Source organism: Moorena sp. SIO4A5, assembly GCF_010672005.1.
GTDB lineage: Bacteria > Cyanobacteriota > Cyanobacteriia > Cyanobacteriales > Coleofasciculaceae > Moorena.
In genome coordinates, this window is sequence record NZ_JAAHHZ010000001.1 from 1 (window position 1) to 18096 (window position 18096).

Sequence of the window (18096 nt, forward strand, 5' to 3'; positions counted from 1 at the left end):
CTACCTTCCTGGTGCTTATAGCGCTACGGAACCACACCGACCCCATCCCGAACTCGGAGGTGAAACGTAGCTGCGGCGAAGATAGTTGGTGGGTAGCTGCCTGCTAAAATAGCTCAGTGCCAGGATAATTAATTTAGACTAAAACCTCCTTAGGTAATCTTGACCTGAGGAGGTTTTAGATTTTAGGAAATAGCGATAGTTCTAGGAAATAGGGATAGTTGTGCTTGGCCATCAGCCCACACCTAAAATTTAGCAACTTATTAAAATTTAGCCACTTAAAAGCCACTTAAAACGGAGAAAGAAATCTCAAGAGTATGCTCCCAACCGATGCCAAGGCATTGCCTAAATTAGAACCTCCTTTAGAGGTTACAGAATTTTGGGCAATTTCTATCCCTTTAACCAAACTCTGTGACGCCTGGTATCCAGGAATATTTCCTTGTTCTTTAAACAGTTCACTAGCAATAGTGCCATCTTGGGTCGCTGCTGCTTCCTCTCCTAGTCGGAAACGAGCCATACCACGAGCCAAAAAAGCTGGAGCAAAGTCAGGCTTAATGCTCAAGGTTTTGTCGTAATACTCAATGGCAGTTTTGTAGTTACCTCTTTTGGCTTCTACTACTCCCCACGCATAGAAATCTTCTGGGGTACCTGCATAATCTGGAATACCAATCGTTCCTTGTATATAAGCATTACTCAAGCTCACACCATACAATTGGGCATTAACTAAAAACGCTTCCCTCAGGTCAGTACTGAATAAGTTAGCACCAGCAAGATTAGCACCAGCAAGATTAGCACCATTGAGAGAAGCACCAGTGAGATTGGCACCACTCAGGTCAGCTCCTGTCAAATTAGCACGGCTGAGATTAGCACGACTCAAGTCAGCCCCAGCGAGATTAGCACCCACTAAGTCAGCCATAATCAAACCTACCCTAGTTAAATCACACCCTTGACACTGTTTGGTTGAGAGTAACTGTTGAGTATGAGCTAGATTTTCAGCTTTAGCAATGGTGCTGAGGCTGGTCGTAGTTAGTAAAGCCGCACTGGTGAAAATTGTGAGTTTGATGTTCATGGAATTCATTGTTCTTCCAACAGCTGCTAATTATGAATTAGCAATTATGAATTATGAAGTGTAAATCCTAGTTGTGGTTAAAGTTTTTAGTTAACGTGATAGGCTAAACTTCTAAACTCCTTTAAACCTTAAACTTTCATAATTATCCCTAATTTTTAAAAAATTGGGTGGCGAAGTTTTGCGATCGCGTTGGTGACAGTGCCCTTGCTTTGAGAATTGCCGCTGTTAAAAAGACGTAGGACACAACCCCAACTATTGCCAAGAGTATACTATTAACATATCCCATGGCGTTCCACAAGGCATGCAGAGCAGAAGCATTCAGATAGCCAATGCCTATGATCTGCCAACGCTTACGGGGTTTGAGGACGCTTAACCCAATAAAATACCCGAAGTATCCACTATAAGCCATGTGTCCTGCCACTGAGCCAAGAACCCGAGGAATCAGCAACTGCAATCCTAACAGGTGACCGTCCAATTCAGTAGTTGGCAGTATCACATCGTCTATAATATTCGGCACATATTGCCCTAAGGTTTCTACCAAGGTAAATCCCACCCCTGATGCTGTCCCCAATAAAATTCCATCGAGGGGTTCCCAGACACCAATTCTTTCTCGCCAAGGGGTACGCAGCAACTGTCCCAAAGCATATAATCCCAGCACAGGTATAGCCTTGAGCAACTCTTCCATTAACCCAGCACCAAAAAACATCCGGATGAATAAAGTAGTCAAGTTGACAACTTCACCTAGTTGTGGTATATCGCCAGGTAAAATTCCTCGAAAAATATTGATAAATAGGGGCAGCAGCGGACTGATCAAGATTAAGCTGGTGGATAGAGTACTACCCACCAGCACCCACCAAGGTTTAGGTTTGCCACAAAGTTGGTAAACAAAGTAATAGGCTAATCCTGCCAAGTAGGCAGCTAGCAACAGATTAAAAACTACTGGTTGACCAACTGCAGCAAACATTGATACGACAAAGAGTACAGTCACGATACCAGGAGCCAAAAAAGCTTTCTGATTTAAATCCCGTCCTGTTGAGAAGATGGGAAACAGTTGGGTAAAGGTGACATAATCAGTCTGAGGCTTTGGTATCTTGCTAATCGGTTTTAGGGGTTTTTCTATGGCAATAGTTTGGGATGGGATGGATGGTAAATTAACGAATGTCGTTACCTCGCACTCAAAGATGAATTTTGGACCATCGTGACCCAACTCAATCCGATCCCCTGAGTGCAATTGCTGACAACCCTGCAAATATTCGCCATTGACATAGGTGCCATTCACACTATCAAGGTCACAAATTTCCCAGCGGGGACAGCCATTTTTTAGAGGGGTCAGAGGGCTAATTACCGCATGACGGCGCGATACGCTGACGTAGCGATAGGGATCTAAGGAAATTTTACAGCTAGGGTCACGTCCAATGACGTTATCCTCTAATTCAGAAAGGGGTAGTAGGGCGAGTATCTCTTTGTTATCACTAGTGGAAAGCTGGCGCAGAAATCCACTGTAAACTTGACCAGTCATTGCTACTTTGGTCGTTATTGGTTATCAGAGTGGGAGAGTTTGAGAGGGAAAAGAATACCCCGTCCTCAAAGGTCGGGGATGAATTTTCCCTCTCAAATAGTGTTAATATAAAAAGTAAGGGTCTCAAAAAAACTGGGTATTGACCCTACTCAGCTACCCTGGCCATAGGCCACGCGGGGCGCGTTCGGTGCGCGGGAAAGTCACGCCCATGGAGATAACAGTCGCCCACGGCTGTGCCTGGGAATCCCCATCCCTCTTAGGGTGGGGAGGTTCAATCACACTCCCCATGCTAATCCGGCAGGGGATTCTAGTTTCAAGAACGTTTCTTTCCTTTGCAGATCTCTCGATCAACACAGATATAGGAAACATCCACCCTGTCAGCCATGCAAAGCGCGAGTGGGGGTTTTCTTTCCCCAAGACCGCGCTGCATCGCTCGCATACTTCCCAAATGCCCAACGGTCGCCTTAGCAGAGGCTTTGGATTACTTTGGCTGCATTAACATCACCAGGATAGTGATCAGTTGTCCAATCATTTTTGTATATCCTTGGATCCTAATCACCCACGGTTTACGATGGTTTCTAGCAAAGGAATTGCACCACCAAACGAATTTCACTACTATTTTTTAAAATATCATTAGCCCTTGATATTCGCCCTGGCATCAAGCACCGCTAGGTAGAAAGAGAGACCACCAATAGGAATACTAGCAGCGAGGATAATTCCAGTCACCAACTTACCTAACTCGGGGTCACCATAGGAAAGTTCAAAAATTGAACCCACAGCCGCAATCCCAGCCACACAGGCAATCATCAAAAATAGAGCACTTTTTGGAGTCATCATAAGCTTTTTTGTTAAAGATTATTATCAGAAATCATAAGATTGAAATTAGCTGTGGGCCAATCAATTAGACCTAACCTCTAAGTAATAGGTCATATTTAGTGCGTTTTAGTATTTATCATGCTTGGGTGTTAGTTAATTAAGCATTGAAGATTGACAATTGCCAATTTTAAATTTATACCGATCCGATAAACCCTATTATAAGTGATTAACCGGACTTCATATCAAGTTTATAAGAGCAGTCACAGTTCAGGAAATTGTAGAAAGTTAAGGGAGTATAAATATTACTGTGACTATAGCAACTGTGACTATAGCAATCGTAATTGAAAATTGAACAAGAACAGGTTGTTATAGTCTTTTCCATCACCCTATGACGACCTCACCAGAGGTTGCACAAATAAAATCAGATTGGTATAGTTATTTAATTGGTTTCACCGCTTGGGGTGAGAATCCGTGCTTATTCAGTTCTTCAGTCAAGGCTAGACCATTTTGCACCCGATCAACAAACATCACTCCTTTAAGATGGTCTATCTCATGCTGAATGACGCGAGATAGTAATCCATTCGCCTTTAAGGTTCTAGGGCGTCCGTTCTCATCCTTGTAGGCTACTTCAATGTCGTCTGGACGGGTGACATCTAAATATACACCGGGGATGCTCAAACAACCTTCCTGGCCATCACACGGGGTGCTACCAAAACTCTTGATTTCTGGGTTAATTAACACCAGCGGTGGGTTATCTTGGTTATTAGGTTCACAGTCAACCACAATTATTTGCTTATTAATCCCGACCTGAGGGGCTGCCAAACCGATACCATCTGCACTGTACATGGTTTGCAGCATTTGCTCAGCTAATTTTCGGATGTTGTGGTCTACTTTAGCAACCCGCTTGGCAGGCTGACGCAGGACGCGATCGCCTAGATAATGAATTGTTAATGGTGGATTCTCTAATTTTTTCTTTTCAACGATAAGTTCAGCAGTCATGGGGTTATTGAGTTGTGAGTCAGGGTATGGTTAGGGTTAGACGCTCAGCTGCTAAAGGATTAGAACACTCAACATACACATTCTTCAACAGAGTGCCTAAGACAGAGTGCCTAAGTTGGTCTATTATTATAGTCTTGCCTCGCTTTCTTAGTTTATCATGCCCCACGCCCCAAGAGCCTTTGCGCTGCGGTGCGACAAGGCGCTGCCTGAACCTCCTCAAGGGAACGCACACCAAGAGAGGGGATGGGGAGCGCGTTGCAATGATTTGATTGACTCTCCCTGGTCGCCCATAGGTGGGTATTATGTCAAAATCGTACGTTTCAAGTGATTTCTTGGTATCCCACAATTCTTTTACGCTGGAAACTAGCAGCTCTATCGATTAGAACCCAAAAGTAACACCAAGTCAGGGACTGATGTTTAAATTTCTCACTCAACTGGATTACCTGCTGCGGGAAACTTTCTTAGGTCTACAACGTGGCGGCTGGATCAACTGGGCGGCGGTTAGCACGGTGACTGTCCTATTGTTTCTCTTTGGTATAAGCTGGCAAGCCTCCTGGCAGTTAGGTGGGCTACTCAATCAGTTGGGGAATCAACTAGAAGTAGCTGTTTATCTCGAACCAGGGGCTGAGGCAGAAATGGTCTTACCAGCAGTTCAGAAACTGCCCAAGGTGATGGCGGTTCAAACCATTTCCAAAGAAAAAGCTTGGGCATCCTTGGTTGAGGAACTGGGAATTTCGGAGATTGCAGCTGCTACGGAACAGTTGGAAGGGAATCCCCTAGTGGATGAACTGAAGGTAAAGGTAAGCAAACCAAAGGATGTGCTAATTCTTGCCCAGCAGTTGTCACAGTTGCCAGGAATAGATCAGGTGCAGTATATGGATCAGACTCTCAAACAAATGCGACAGCTTCATCATGGTTTAGGCTGGGTGAGTCTGATCATTACTACCATTCTCAGTCTGACCGCAGTGGCAGTTGTCACCACCACAATGCGCCTGATTGTGATCGCAAGACGCCGGGAAATTGAGATTATGCAGCTAGTTGGGGCAACCAGATCCTGGATTTATCTGCCGTTCATGTTGCAAGGAATTACTTTTGGTGTAGCTGGGGCAGTCCTAGCCTGGGTTTTGTTGATCGGTCTGCGGCAATTTCTGACTAATCTGCTAGCGACTGGACCTGATTTTATCGAATTTATCGCTACAGTGGTACCACCGGATCCACTTAAAATTGTTGTGCTACCCTTACTGTTGTTGATTCTGGGGGGTTCAGTGGGTTTGCTCGGTAGCTGCCTAGCTGTTAGTCTCGAAAGCATCGCTATCGGGAAATGAGGTTACCAAAATTTGGTCTAATTCTGGTATTTTGTCAGTGGTTAGTGTCATGGCAAGTGGTTAGAGTAACAGAGGACTGATGACCAATGACTAATGACTCACAGCTAATAACTAAGGACTACTTATGCGATCGCAATGGGAATGTTTTTTGCAAAATCAAGGGAGTTGGCATGGTTCCTTTACCACATTCTCACCAAAAGGGCAACAGTTAAAAGATATTCCCTCTGTGCTCACCATAGAAGGACTCGACGATAACCAAAAAATTCGTTTGACTCTTCGCTATCTGCCACCTGAACAAGCTATATTCAACCGAGTTCTGGAATACACCCATGTAGATCGCTATCTTATGTTCTTTGACACTGGTGCGTTTTCCCAAGGCGCACTACAGTGGGCTCCTTATTCCGAATTTGGGGCAGAATTTGGCTTGATTGAGGGTAACCGTCGTCTGCGGATGGTGCAACTGTATAACAGGGAGAGTCAGCTGAAACAGTTGACCTTAATTCGAGAAAAACTGGCGGGTACGGATACACCAGAACGTCCAGCATTAACCTTGGAACAGTTGCTCGGAGAGTGGCGTGGAGAGGCGGTAACGCTTTATTCTGATTTGCGTACGCCTAACATCTATCCTACTCACCTTAAACTTCAGCATCATGAAAGTAACCGCTTAGTACAACAACTCACATTTGGCACAGGAGAATCATTAGGTACCATCACCTCTAGCGCTAAGATTGATGGCTCAATTCTGTATTTTGACGAGGGTGCTGTTTCTACTCAAGTCTTATTATTGCCCGATGGGGCATCGTCTACTTGTCCAATAATGGTTAAGTCAGGTCATTCTTTCTTCCTAGAAGTAGGTTGGCTGTGGCAACCTAACCAACGTCAGCGGCTGATTCGCTCTTTTAACGATAAAGGGCAATGGGTTAGTCTTACTTTGGTAAGAGAGCACAAAGTATCTTCTGGGCCTTATATAAAAGGATAAAGTATCAAGGATGAAGTAGGTGGGCTTGTTTACAACCCAGTCAATCTGAATCGATATTATATACAGCATTTTTAAAGGAGATGTGAAATTAGGATTGATGGATAAAGATAACTTCGGATCAGTAGGAAAGAAATACAAGTATTTTTTGATGTTATGAGCAATCAAAGATTTGGTTTGGAAATGCTATATAGCATTTTAATTTTAAATATAAACATAGCGGTGCGACCCAAGGGCGATTTACTCGCCCTAGGAGGCGCGCACCGTGGATTGATCTAATAAAGTGATGCAGCGCTATTCCCTATTCTAACTCAACTAGCCCTATAGCTTGTTTAACCTGTTAAGTGGTTAAAGTTGCGCCTACGTTTTTTTTGTTTCTATTCCACAGCGGTAACTACCAACTTACGTTAAAGTTGTAAATTTTTGTATCAAAATTCAAAATTATGGATTGAATCTGAAATAAAAGTGGTATAATACCCAGAAATTTCAGTCAGATCCAAAAAACTTGTTCAAATTTGCCCCATAGGGAATATGGATTGGTAAAGATGACCTATAAAGGTAGCTTAGAGATTCTCAAAGAGACTAGTCGGACTTTTTATATTCCAATTAGTACTCTGCCTAAAGACCTTCAAGAAGCTGTCGCTTCTGCCTACTTATGCATGCGTGCAATTGATGAAATCGAAGATCATCCTCAACTTGGTAAGTCTACCAAAGCAGCGCTGTTAAGAACAATTAGCTTAAACCTACAAACAATGGGCAGCAGTTATAATGCTAGTTCTACTAATAGTTATACTAATGATGAACTTCTTGCAGTTTTAAGTAAATATGAAACACTTCCAGAGGTAACAACTCGTATTGGTGATTGGGCAATTCTAGCACCAGAAACCATTGCACCTCGAATTTGGGAAGCAACTTCAGCAATGGCAGATAGAATGGCTTACTGGGTTGAGTGCGGTTGGAAGATTCGTACAGAGGGTGATTTGAATGGCTACACTTTCAGTGTTGCTGGTTCTGTAGGATTATTACTTTCTGATTTGTGGGCTTGGTATGATGGAACCCAAACCAATCGTCACCAGGCAATTGGTTTTGGTCGAGGCTTACAGGCAGTTAACATTCTACGTAATCGAACTGATGATTTGACACGTCACGTGGATTTCTTTCCCCAGGGATGGAGTTCAGAAACTATGCAAAGGTATGCCCGTAGAAATCTTTCTTTAGCTGATGCCTATACTAACGCTCTTCCCAAAGGTCCAGCTAGAAATTTTTGTCAAATTCCTCTTGCTTTGGCTCATGCAACACTTGATGTTTTAGCTCTCGGACAAGCTAAACTTAGTCGTGAGGCAGTGATTGGTATTGTTGAGAAGTTGACTGTGAGGTAGTGCTAGATCTTAAGGTTCAATCGCTTTGCTACCAGTCAAAATTATAAATTAAAAATTCAAAACTACCCCATAAATTAATTCAGGAGCTTTTATCCGGTGGAAAAAATTCAAAATTAGAAGACTATTCATTTGAAATTTTGAATTTGGCATTTTGAATTTAAAAATGCTCAAGTCCCCATGACCAATTATCCATTACCCGAGAAGGCAATGATAATTAGTCAACCGGATTTGGCATGATATTTCTTTCCCGGTGCCCTTGACCTAGGTGAATTAAATTCGCCACGGGTCGCACCGCACTTTCCCCGAATTCGCAATAAAACTTATTATAAGTTAACTATAAGTATCACCAGAGTAGAGAAATCTTTACCATAAAAACTACCCATAATTTGTTATCCGGAATAGACTTAACTCATATTGAAGTATAAATCTAGAGGCTTTAAAAAGCCTGAGTCGATAGTAAAGAGGTAAGACCTATGGATAGCGAACTGAGCCAAGTTCTATTACTGGTGTTGATTTTTTCTATTTCCTGTATGATTTTGTCTCCGGTGTTATGGTGGATTCTGCCAGACAGAAGCATCAATAACGCCTAACCAGACTTTGCCAAAACCAAGCCAGTAAGCAGGTTTAGATGACATCAGTCTCAATCAAAATGTATTATGAACCCACCAAGCACAGGTGGGTTCACTAGAAAAAAAACTGGTATGATACCTCGCCCCTTGTGGCCAATTTGTGAGTCAATTTTTCTACAAAATATTTTTTGCATCTCCTGCCCTTGGGTCAAACTTTTTGTAAAATTTCGTTAAGACCTGCAACGAATCGTTCAATACCTTCTGCTGCAGTTTCCTTTTGCAAAGCACCATAAGCAAGCCTGAGGTAACACCCGTCCTCAATACCAAAGGCGCTACCTGGCATCACAGCTACCCGATGTTCCCGAATCAGTCTCTGTACCAACTCAAAAGCATCCAACTGAGTATCCACTTTTAGGAAAACATAGAACGCTCCATCCGCAGAACCAATGGTACACAAACCCTCTAGACGTTTCAGGGAGTTCAATACCACCTGTCTTACAGACGCGATCGCATTAATATGAGGTTGACAGTAATCTTTTCGAGTACTCAATGCCCCTAAAGCCGCATACTGAGAAATGACTGGGGGACAAATTAGGATTGTATCCTGAACCTTTTGAATTGCTTCAAACAAGTGTTCTGGAATAATCATGTAGCCAATCCGCCAACTGGCAAAACCGTAGGCTTTGGAGAGACTGTAGAGAGAAATAGTGTGTTGACTACTTTCGGGAAAGGCACCTGGAGAAAAGTGTTTTACCCCGTTGTAGGTAAAATACTCATAAGCTTCATCACTGATGTGGTAAATTCCGTGATCGCCACAGAGTTGATTTACCTGACGCAATGCCTCTTCGGAATATACCGCCCCAGTAGGATTATTAGGTGATATGGTCACTACTGCCTTGGTTCTGTCGGTAATAGCCTGTGCGATCGCGAACGGATTTAGCTGGTAATTATCATCGGTTGGCACCAGCACTGGATCACAACTAGCCATCTTAATCGCCATTTCGTGGTTGAAATAGTAAGGCCTTTGAAGAATAATCTCGTCCCCGGGAGTGGTAATTGCCAGAATCGCGTTCATAAACGCCATGTTGCTTCCTGCGGTGACAACGATGCGGTTGGCGGAGTTAATCTCAATTTTGTTATCAGTTTGCAGTTTTGCCTCAATTGCCTCTCGCAAAGTCGCAATTCCCTGTACCGGTTTGTACTTATGATTACCTGGTAAGCTGTAGAATTCACGCAACATTGCCATTGCCTCTGGAGGGGGATCATAATATACCACCCCCTGTCCTAAGGATATTGTGTCAGGATATTTACGGATCAGTTCGCCAACCATGGGAATGACTGGCAACTGCACCGCCTCCATGCGGGAGGTCAGGGTTTTCATGGTTTCTTCTTTTTTTTGAGTGAAGGTACCCGTGGTTCATACTAGCGAATCTCATACCAAATCCGCTTGGTCATTACCCCTTTATAAAAATCGACCAAATCTTTTTATCCCAGGAATATAGGGCTATGCGGATCAGGGGGGTATGGAAACAGGATTTGGTATCAGCAGTTAATCGAGATAAAAAAAAACTGAATTTTTCTATTGCTTCAGTATTGTGTTGCTATCCTTAAAGGCGTTGTTTACTTTTCCTTTAAGAAAAGTTATGTTAATTATATTTAAATACTTTTGTATTAATTTTTGTTTGTTTTTAATTCGGTATTACTAAAAAAAATTTAAAAAAATCTAAAAAAAGAGATAACCAATCCCATTACTTTTGATAATCTAATAATCTGTGGAAATTGATGGGATAAACTGGTAGTTATCCATAGATAGCCATGAATAGAACTACTGGGGGGGCGACATGCAAGCTGAAATCATTACTGGGTAATAATTTCAGCTCATAAGTAACAGAAAGATACATGCTGTTTTGGGCTGACATTGCACCTAGTTATAAGGGTTTAAGCTTCCAGAAAGCGATGCAGTGGCCTCACGGGGAGGCAGTGCGGTCAAAGGAGGCAGCGCGGTCAAAGGAGGCCACACCATGAGCGACTGCCGTTCCACGGGGCAAACAGCGGTGCGGACGCAGGTTCCGTACACAGACCCATGCGCCATGAGCAACTGCCGTGGTTTTCCCCACTCGCGCTTTGCATGGCTGACAATGAATCCAGGGTCAATTTCGGACTGTATCTTGCCTGAGTTATTGGCATCAAAGCCTTATATAGTCGGCTTTTCAGAGCTTATATAACCCCCTCAGCTAGAACTAATAGTTTTCTTAACCTTAACTGGGCACGAAAATTTGAGGAGAGTGCGATGAGCGATCCTAATAGAGAAATGGAGATGCGATCGGCACAACCATTAGCTGAACAGCCAGTCCAGGATCAAGTTGACCAGGCGAAGACAGAGGCCCGTAAGGAAGAAGTTATCGACATTTACGAAGATTTGCTCACCACGATCTGGAACCGGATTATGCCGACCTTAGGTAGAGTGACAGTAGTGTCGATTATGGAAAGATCTCTAGCTTTGACAGCGGAAAAATATCCCCTGATTGGCTACATAGAATCAAGTGCCGAGGGAGTTTCGTTTGAGGTGTTTCGCCAAAAGGTTTCACCAGAACAACGGTTGTTAATTCGTGAGGCGCTCAAAGAGTTAGTCACAACCCTAATCGATATTCTAGCCATCTTGACGGGCGACATTCTAGTCAGACAATTACTCAAGGAAATTGAAGGGAAAAAACTTATATGATCAGGCCTCGGACAAAGCCCTTAGGTAAACTGCCTACTAGTATTCCTGGTCTAGACTCGATTCTCGCTGGTGGTATTCCGGAATTGTCCATTAACATCATCACTGGGCCACCCGGATCTGGTAAGACGATCTTTACCCAGCAAATACTATACACCAATGCTAGTACAGAGCACAAAGCCCTTTATCTAGTCACCCTATCTGAACCTTCAGTCAAATTACTGCACTACCTACAAAAGTTTGATTTTTTTGACCCCAGTAAGGTAGGTACTGCAGTAATTTATCTCGACATCGGCGAGATTATCCGAGAGCAGGGTCTAACAGAAGCGATCGCTGCCATTATTAATTACGTAAAGGAGTATCGACCTGCGCTGATCGGCATTGATAGCTTTAAAGCTATTCATGATTTGGCAACGGATCCCGTAGAAGTACGTAAGTTTGGCTACGACCTCTCAGTGCGTCTGACCACTTGGGGAGTAACAGCTTTTTTAGTAGGGGAATACACTGACGAAGAAATTAAACATCAACCCATCTTTGCCATCGCCGATGGGATTATTCGTCTGCAAAATCAGCCTCTGGGGTTACACTACCAGCGTTATTTAGATGTGCTCAAACTCAGGGGGGAAAATTATTTTACCGGGTTGCACCCCTTTGAAATCAGTAAGACTGGCATAGAAGTTTATCCCCGGATTAAGATGCTGGAAAACTTATCGAAGCAGACCCAGGCCAGCCAAAACAAACTTTCCACTGGCATACCTGAACTGGATAGGATGTTAGATGGGGGATTGCAGCATAGCACGGCAACTATGGTTGCTGGAGGCGCAGGCACTGGTAAAACCTTGATGGGACTTCACTTCATTGTGGCTGGAATTCTCCAAGGGGAGCCTGGAGTAATTGTTACCTTTCAAGAAAATCCCCAACAGCTCAAAGCCATTGCCCTGTCCTTAGGTTGGGATTTAGAGGCCATGGAAAAGCAGGGAATGCTAGTGCATCTGTATGATTCTCCCGTAGAACTACAGCCGGATATCCATGCTGCTAAGGTGAAAGCTGTTGTAGACAGGGTTAAGGCTGGCCGGATTATGCTTGATTCTCTCAAGGATATTGAGATTGCCACCCCAAATAAGGTTCGCTACAAAGACTATATTTACTCCTTAGTGAACCAGTTTAAACTTCAAGGTGTGACCACCATCGTAACCAACGAAATTGGGGAGCTCTTCGGACCGTTTCAGTTGAGTGAACATGGCGTATCCTTTGTGGTGGATAATGTTATCCTCTTGCGCTATGTAGAACTATCCGGTCGCATTGGACGAGCCATAAACATTATGAAGGTAAGGGGAGCGCCCCACAGCAAAGAAATCCGGTTTTTTGAAATTACCTCAGATGGAATTCGCATCGACGAGGTGATTCAAGCTCAAACTGGTGTGCTGACTGGAATGCCTGTCTTTAATAATAATTACTTCAATGACAATGGCTTTAAGGAGTTGCTTAACCAGAGTCGTAATATCATGGAAATCTTGCAGGGGGTGGAGGAGATGGACATCAATCAATTAGCAAATCGCACTGGATTCAGCCCTCAAGAGTTGCTCCATGAGTTAGAGAATCTGAAGCAGCAGGGTATGGTAATTACCTGGGAAAGTCAGAATACAACCTATTACAAAGCTACGATTTGATTGATGATTTTGATTGATTATTAGTTAAATTACCACTAATGACTAATGAATAATGGCTAATGACTAATGCCCAAAATCAAATTAATGCCTACAGGAGTGCCAAATCTGGATGCAGTTTTGGGCGGTGGCTTTCCCATCTACTCATTGAATATCTTGGCAGGGGCTCCTGGCACTGGCAAAACAATTTTGGTGCAGCAGATTCTGTTTAACACTATCAAGCACCAACCCCATAAGAGAGCTCTTTACCTCAGTACCCTTTCCGAGCCAACCCTTAAGGTGGTGCGTTATATGCAGCACTTCCAATTCTTCGATGCTCAAGTATTTGGTGAGCAGGTGATCTATAGTGATGTCGGTTCATTCTTAATTGAACAACCGATGCCTAGGTTGGCAGATCATATAGTGGGTTTGGTCAATCAACATCAAGCAGAAGTTATAGTCATTGACTCTTTTAAGGCCATTGCTGACCTGACCGAAAAAAGTGGTGACTTCCGCCGTTTTTGCTACGAACTATCGGTTCGCCTCGCCAGTGCTCGTTGCACGACTTTTTTAGTGAGTGAATCCGATCCCTCTCAGATTAACTACAGTGCAGAATTTGCTTTGGCTGATGGCATCATTTACCTTTCGACCCATGAGGAGGCAGGGGAGCAACGCCGTTGGTTACAGGTTCATAAATTACGGGGTCTGGCACCGTATATGGAACCATTTCCCTTTGTGATCACTAATGTGGGGGTGCGGATTCTCAGCCCTACCCTAACCCTCAGGCAAAAGTCGGTGAGTTGGTCAGTTCCAGCAGGGCGTATGGTGATGGGAATTCCGGGTTTGGATCAACTGTTGCGGGGAGGTATCCCCTACGGTCGTTCAATCATCCTCTCGGGAGTTGCTGGCACTGGTAAAACTACCTTTGGCCTACAGTTTCTCATGGCTGGAGTTGACCGAGGGGAAAAAGGCTTGCTCTTTTCTTTTGAGGAAACCCCCTCTCATCTGTCCCAGATGGCAGCCGGTTTTGGTTGGGACTTAGAACGTCTGATTCAACAGGAAATGCTGCGCATTGTCTTTGTTACCCAAACTAACATCCGGGTTGAAGAACACCTAGATCAAATTGCTCAGGAAATCGCCTCCTTCCAGCCTCAACGTTTTGTGGTGGATTCAATATCAGTCTTGTTCTACAAAGTCAATAACCGAGCCATCCAGCGAGAAAAAACCTTCCAATTAGCAACCCTGATGCAACAAATCGGTGGAGTGGGTATCTTTATCTCAGGTATCCCTGCTCATGAAACTGGACACCTATCCAGCTTTGGTGTGGAAGAAACCATTGTCGATGGCATGATTGTGCTATCAAAAGAACTGGTTGGTCGTAGACGCGATCGCTATCTAGAAGTATTTAAAATGCGAGCATCTGACCATGTCTGTGGTTCTCACCGCATGGCAATCACAGAAAACGGTATTGAGATATTGTACAGTGCCAGCCAAATATCTCCCCCCTCAACCACCGAATCATTAAAATTTATTGAGGATGCTCCCTATTTAGTGTTTGGGTCACTCGAAAAATTGCTCCCAAGCCAAATCCCCTATAACACCGCTTGCTTGGTGGAGGGCGCTCCCGGACTGGGTAAGAGTACCCTAGCCTATCAGTTTTTGCTCTCAGGCTTGCATCGCCAAGAATCAGTGCTATATATTAGTGCCGATATTCCCAGACAACAAGTTTATCAAACCCTCCCAAGTTGGGGATTGCTCCCTGACCCCTACCTGGAAACAGGGCAGTTGGTGATCCTCGATACCTTTAGTCCCATGGTAGAGACATTGCCAACAACCTCTGTACACCTGAATCTGAATGACCCGGAGATGCTTTTGCTCAGGATTGCCCAACAGCTCGAGCAGATGCCTAAACCCTGTAGAGTAATCTTTGACTCCCTCACGCCTCTATTAATCAGCTGTACTCCTAGAGAGTTTATTAAGCTGGTCTACCGCAAAAATCGCCAACTCCGTCAGCCTGATGTGGCAGTGTTAGATATTTTTGCTCAGGACGGCATGGAAAAAAGCGATCTCTACAATTTACTGAACCTTTATGATGTCGTAGTAGACCTTTATTCACCTGACTGGGATCAAATGAATAATGGAGCAGACATTGGCTACAAAAATTGGCTGCGAATTAGTAAAATTCGTGGCGCTAAGGCAGATCAGCGTCCCTACCCTTACAGTATCTCCCCCACTAAGGGGATTGTGATTGATAGCACCGATACTTTTTAGCTACCAAAATCTACTTTGCCGATTTTAGCCCACTAATGCAAGCTGCTTAAGCAGCCAGGGGGTATCTCCCAAGGCCAAGATAGGTTTTGTTCCGCTCAAGGCGCAATTATCTGTGTTTAATAGAAAACGCAACCACTATCATGGTTTGCTTTGGTTTTCGGCTTCAATTCAAGGAACCAGAATGTTTTCAATGACACTATAAAACTAATCATTGTCTAACATATTTTTGGAGATAATGCAAGATATTTGGATAAAATCGTCAACAGTGGCTAGCCTTGAGCCCTCATCCTCTTAGGTTAGGGATGAATTAGCCCTCTGTTGTGGTGTTAGCCACAACTGCCACAATCTACATTAATCTACATCCGCCATCTAATTTGTTCTGTCGGATGACTTGAGATAAAATATCAGGATTGGAGTGAACAAGGTCTATCCTCCTTTCGTCGGATTTTACTTTCGCGCCTTCTGCTGTTAAGTGTGCCAGTATTACTAACAGGAGTGGGTAGTGTTACACAAGTAGTGATTTTAGCTCCCGAAACCTCCATCAGACCGTAGCAAAATCACTACATCTTTATCACTACCCAGGAGTGTATGTGACTTACACAAAGGCACGCTCATTGCTGTTGGACAGTGCTCGCCAAAATCTTACCGAAATTGCTGTACTCCAGGCACAGAGCATTCAAGAGTCAATTGCTGCCCTGAAAAGCAACTTGGTGAGTGCCAGTGAAGCTGTAGCCCTAAAGTCGGAATCCCCAACCGCCTATCAACAATTTGTAGAACAATTGGCTCAACTGTTACCACATCCGATCGATTGTGTACAGTTGATGGATCTAGAGACCAAAGCAATCGCCGCCAGTACTTGTGTTAACCCATTGCTAACTAACCGACCGACTTTTGTATCGTCGGTGCAGCAAAGTCAATCATTGGCTAACCGTAATCATGTTGAGGCTTGCAACAGCTAACTAAAATATCAACTTATCTACCATTATATCTGAAATTGTGGTAGATTATACCTATGGCACTTGTACCACGACCTAAGGCGGTCGAACTTACGGGACTCTCTAGGAACACGTTGAGGAAGTATGGGGACAATGGGACGATCAGATGGGAAAAGACTCCAGGAGGAACTAGACTTTTTGATTCAGAAAGCCTACTCAGGTTCGGCTCAAGACATACAGAACATAATAGACTTCGTCAATTCACAGTGTGCTATTGCCGAGTCAGTAGTACCAAACAAAGAGACGACCTTGCTAGGCAAGTCGCCTACCTCCACTCCCTCTTCCCGGAAGCAGAAATCGTCAAAGAAATTGGTTCAGGACTCAACTACAAGAGGAAAGGACTTAAAACCATATTGGAGCGAGTCGTGCGCGGAGATAAGCTCACGATTGTTGTTACCTGTAGAGACAGACTCACCCGATTCGGATTTGAACTCATTGAGTACTTGGTCGGTCTCAACGGTGGAAAAATCCTGGTTCTCGACCAACCTGAAAGTTGTCCAGAATCCGAGCTTACCGCAGATCTTCTCTCCATCATTCATGTCTTCTCATGCCGTGTCCACGGACTCAGAAAATATGGGAAGAAAATCAAAGAAGATGCGACTGTTCCTAAACCCTGAACAGCGTACGCTTGTTCGCCAATGGTTTGGAGTGTCCCGTTATGTGTTCAATAAAACCATCAAAATACTCCAGGTAGGCATTGTAAAAGCTAACTGGAAAGCTATCAAAACCGACATATTAAACGACCTCCCTGAGTGGTGTAAAGTAGTACCTTATCAAATTAAATCTATAGCGATTAAGGATGCTTGCACTGCTGTTCGGGAGGCCAAAAAGAAATACAAAAAGACCTCACAAATAAACAGAGTAAGGTTCAGGTCTCGCAAAAACCCCATTCAGTCTTGCTATATCCCAAAATCAGCAGTTTCCGTTGCGGGAATATATCATACAAAACTGGGAAAGATAACTTATACTGAAGGTCTTCCTGATGATATTTGCGATTGCCGACTAACCAGTAACAATGGGAACTATTATCTAGTTGTTCCCTATAAAGTAACTAAAAATAAAACCGAAAACCAAGGCAGAGTAGTTGCTTTAGACCCTGGAGTTAGGACTTTTATCACTTTCTTTAGTGAAACATCTGTAGGAAAGATTGGAGATGGAGATTTTTCTCGGATTCAGCGATTATGTCAGCACTTAGATAATTTGATGTCTAGGATTAGTAAATCTAAGGGTGGACAGAAACGCCGAATGAGGAAAGCTGCCCGACGGATGGTAATCAAAATCCAGAATCTAATAAACGAGCTTCATCATAAGACGGCTAGATTTCTGGTTGACAACTTTGATGTTATTTTACTCCCAACTTTTGAAACAGCTCAAATGTCTAAAAAAGGGAATAGGAGAATAAGATCTAAGACTGTCCGGAACATGCTCAACTTTGCTCACTATCGATTCAAAGAGTTTCTGAAACACAAAGCTCAAGAGACTGGAAAAATCGTCGTAGACGTTTGTGAAGCTTATACCAGTAAAACTGTCAGCTGGACAGGAGAACTGGTCAATATAGGCGGAAGCAAAATTATTAAATCAAAAGTTGATGGTCGAACAATGGATCGAGATATCAACGGCGCTCGTGGAATATTTCTACGAGCTTTGGGAGATACCCCCTGGCTGAGTGATTCGGCAAAGCCGACACTTCGTGAACAGCTTGCATTAGTGAGCCAGAATTAGCCTTTGGTAGATTCTGGTAGCTAAAAAGTATCGGTAACAAACATTCCAGTTTTTCAGTAATTGATCCCAGGAATTGTTTCAGACTTCAGACTTT

Annotated in this window: 15 protein-coding genes and 1 rRNA gene; 10 read left to right on the plus strand and 6 right to left on the minus strand. The window is 43.6% G+C overall.

Annotated features, from left to right (window positions below; translation table 11 throughout):
* Positions 1-7 precede the first annotated feature (7 nt).
* A 5S ribosomal RNA gene (rrf, locus tag F6K57_RS00005) occupies positions 8-125 on the plus strand.
* Positions 126-286: 161 nt separating this feature from the next.
* On the opposite strand, the gene F6K57_RS00010 is transcribed toward rrf, so the two are convergent.
* From F6K57_RS00010 to def, 4 genes are all read right to left on the minus strand, one after another.
* A complete protein-coding gene (locus tag F6K57_RS00010; RefSeq protein WP_293063773.1) occupies positions 287-1066 on the minus strand; it encodes a pentapeptide repeat-containing protein in 780 nt (259 codons plus the stop codon).
* Between the two features lie 148 nt (positions 1067-1214).
* Entirely contained in the window at positions 1215-2585 is a 1371-nt protein-coding gene (locus F6K57_RS00015; RefSeq protein WP_293063775.1) for a PrsW family glutamic-type intramembrane protease, read from the minus strand.
* A 633-nt stretch (positions 2586-3218) separates the two neighbouring features.
* On the minus strand, positions 3219-3422 hold the full coding sequence (locus F6K57_RS00020) for a hypothetical protein (RefSeq protein WP_198953978.1): 204 nt from the start codon (positions 3420-3422) through the stop codon (positions 3219-3221).
* Between the two features lie 414 nt (positions 3423-3836).
* Positions 3837-4400, minus strand: a complete 564-nt coding sequence (gene def, locus F6K57_RS00025; RefSeq protein WP_293025277.1) for a peptide deformylase — start codon at positions 4398-4400, stop codon at positions 3837-3839.
* 413 nt (positions 4401-4813) lie between these two features.
* Between def and F6K57_RS00030 the strand changes: the two genes are divergently transcribed.
* From F6K57_RS00030 to F6K57_RS00040, 3 genes are all read left to right on the plus strand, one after another.
* Positions 4814-5725: an ABC transporter permease gene (locus F6K57_RS00030; RefSeq protein ID WP_293025279.1), complete on the plus strand. Its 912-nt coding sequence runs from the start codon at positions 4814-4816 to the stop codon at positions 5723-5725.
* A gap of 124 nt (positions 5726-5849) precedes the next feature.
* The gene (locus F6K57_RS00035) at positions 5850-6704 is read left to right on the plus strand and encodes a DUF3598 family protein (protein WP_293025281.1); all 855 of its coding nucleotides are present in this window, start codon (positions 5850-5852) and stop codon (positions 6702-6704) included.
* Positions 6705-7246: 542 nt separating this feature from the next.
* Entirely contained in the window at positions 7247-8080 is an 834-nt protein-coding gene (locus F6K57_RS00040) for a phytoene/squalene synthase family protein (protein ID WP_293039323.1), read from the plus strand.
* Between the two features lie 777 nt (positions 8081-8857).
* Here the strand turns inward: F6K57_RS00040 and F6K57_RS00045 are convergent.
* Together F6K57_RS00045 and F6K57_RS00050 are read right to left on the minus strand one after the other, a co-directional pair.
* A complete protein-coding gene (locus F6K57_RS00045) occupies positions 8858-10030 on the minus strand; it encodes a pyridoxal phosphate-dependent aminotransferase (RefSeq protein WP_293025285.1) in 1173 nt (390 codons plus the stop codon).
* A gap of 586 nt (positions 10031-10616) precedes the next feature.
* Positions 10617-10766 (minus strand): hypothetical protein, encoded by a 150-nt coding sequence (locus F6K57_RS00050; RefSeq protein ID WP_293063779.1) that lies wholly within the window; start codon positions 10764-10766, stop codon positions 10617-10619.
* Positions 10767-10939: 173 nt separating this feature from the next.
* On the opposite strand from F6K57_RS00050, the gene F6K57_RS00055 reads away from it, so the two are divergent.
* From F6K57_RS00055 to F6K57_RS00080, 6 genes are all read left to right on the plus strand, one after another.
* Complete coding sequence (locus F6K57_RS00055) at positions 10940-11371, plus strand: hypothetical protein (protein WP_293025287.1); 432 nt, start codon at positions 10940-10942, stop codon at positions 11369-11371.
* On the plus strand, positions 11368-13038 hold the full coding sequence (locus F6K57_RS00060; RefSeq protein WP_293039317.1) for an ATPase domain-containing protein: 1671 nt from the start codon (positions 11368-11370) through the stop codon (positions 13036-13038). Before F6K57_RS00055 ends, F6K57_RS00060 begins: the two co-directional genes overlap by 4 nt.
* 66 nt (positions 13039-13104) lie before the next feature.
* Positions 13105-15285, plus strand: a complete 2181-nt coding sequence (locus tag F6K57_RS00065; protein ID WP_293063782.1) for an ATPase domain-containing protein — start codon at positions 13105-13107, stop codon at positions 15283-15285.
* A 590-nt stretch (positions 15286-15875) separates the two neighbouring features.
* Complete coding sequence (locus F6K57_RS00070; RefSeq protein ID WP_293063784.1) at positions 15876-16244, plus strand: hypothetical protein; 369 nt, start codon at positions 15876-15878, stop codon at positions 16242-16244.
* Between the two features lie 110 nt (positions 16245-16354).
* A complete protein-coding gene (locus tag F6K57_RS00075) occupies positions 16355-16897 on the plus strand; it encodes an IS607 family transposase (RefSeq protein WP_293063786.1) in 543 nt (180 codons plus the stop codon).
* Positions 16875-18002, plus strand: a complete 1128-nt coding sequence (locus F6K57_RS00080) for a transposase (protein ID WP_293063788.1) — start codon at positions 16875-16877, stop codon at positions 18000-18002. The genes F6K57_RS00075 and F6K57_RS00080 overlap by 23 nt, the downstream gene beginning before the upstream one ends.
* The last annotated feature ends 94 nt before the right edge of the window (positions 18003-18096 follow it).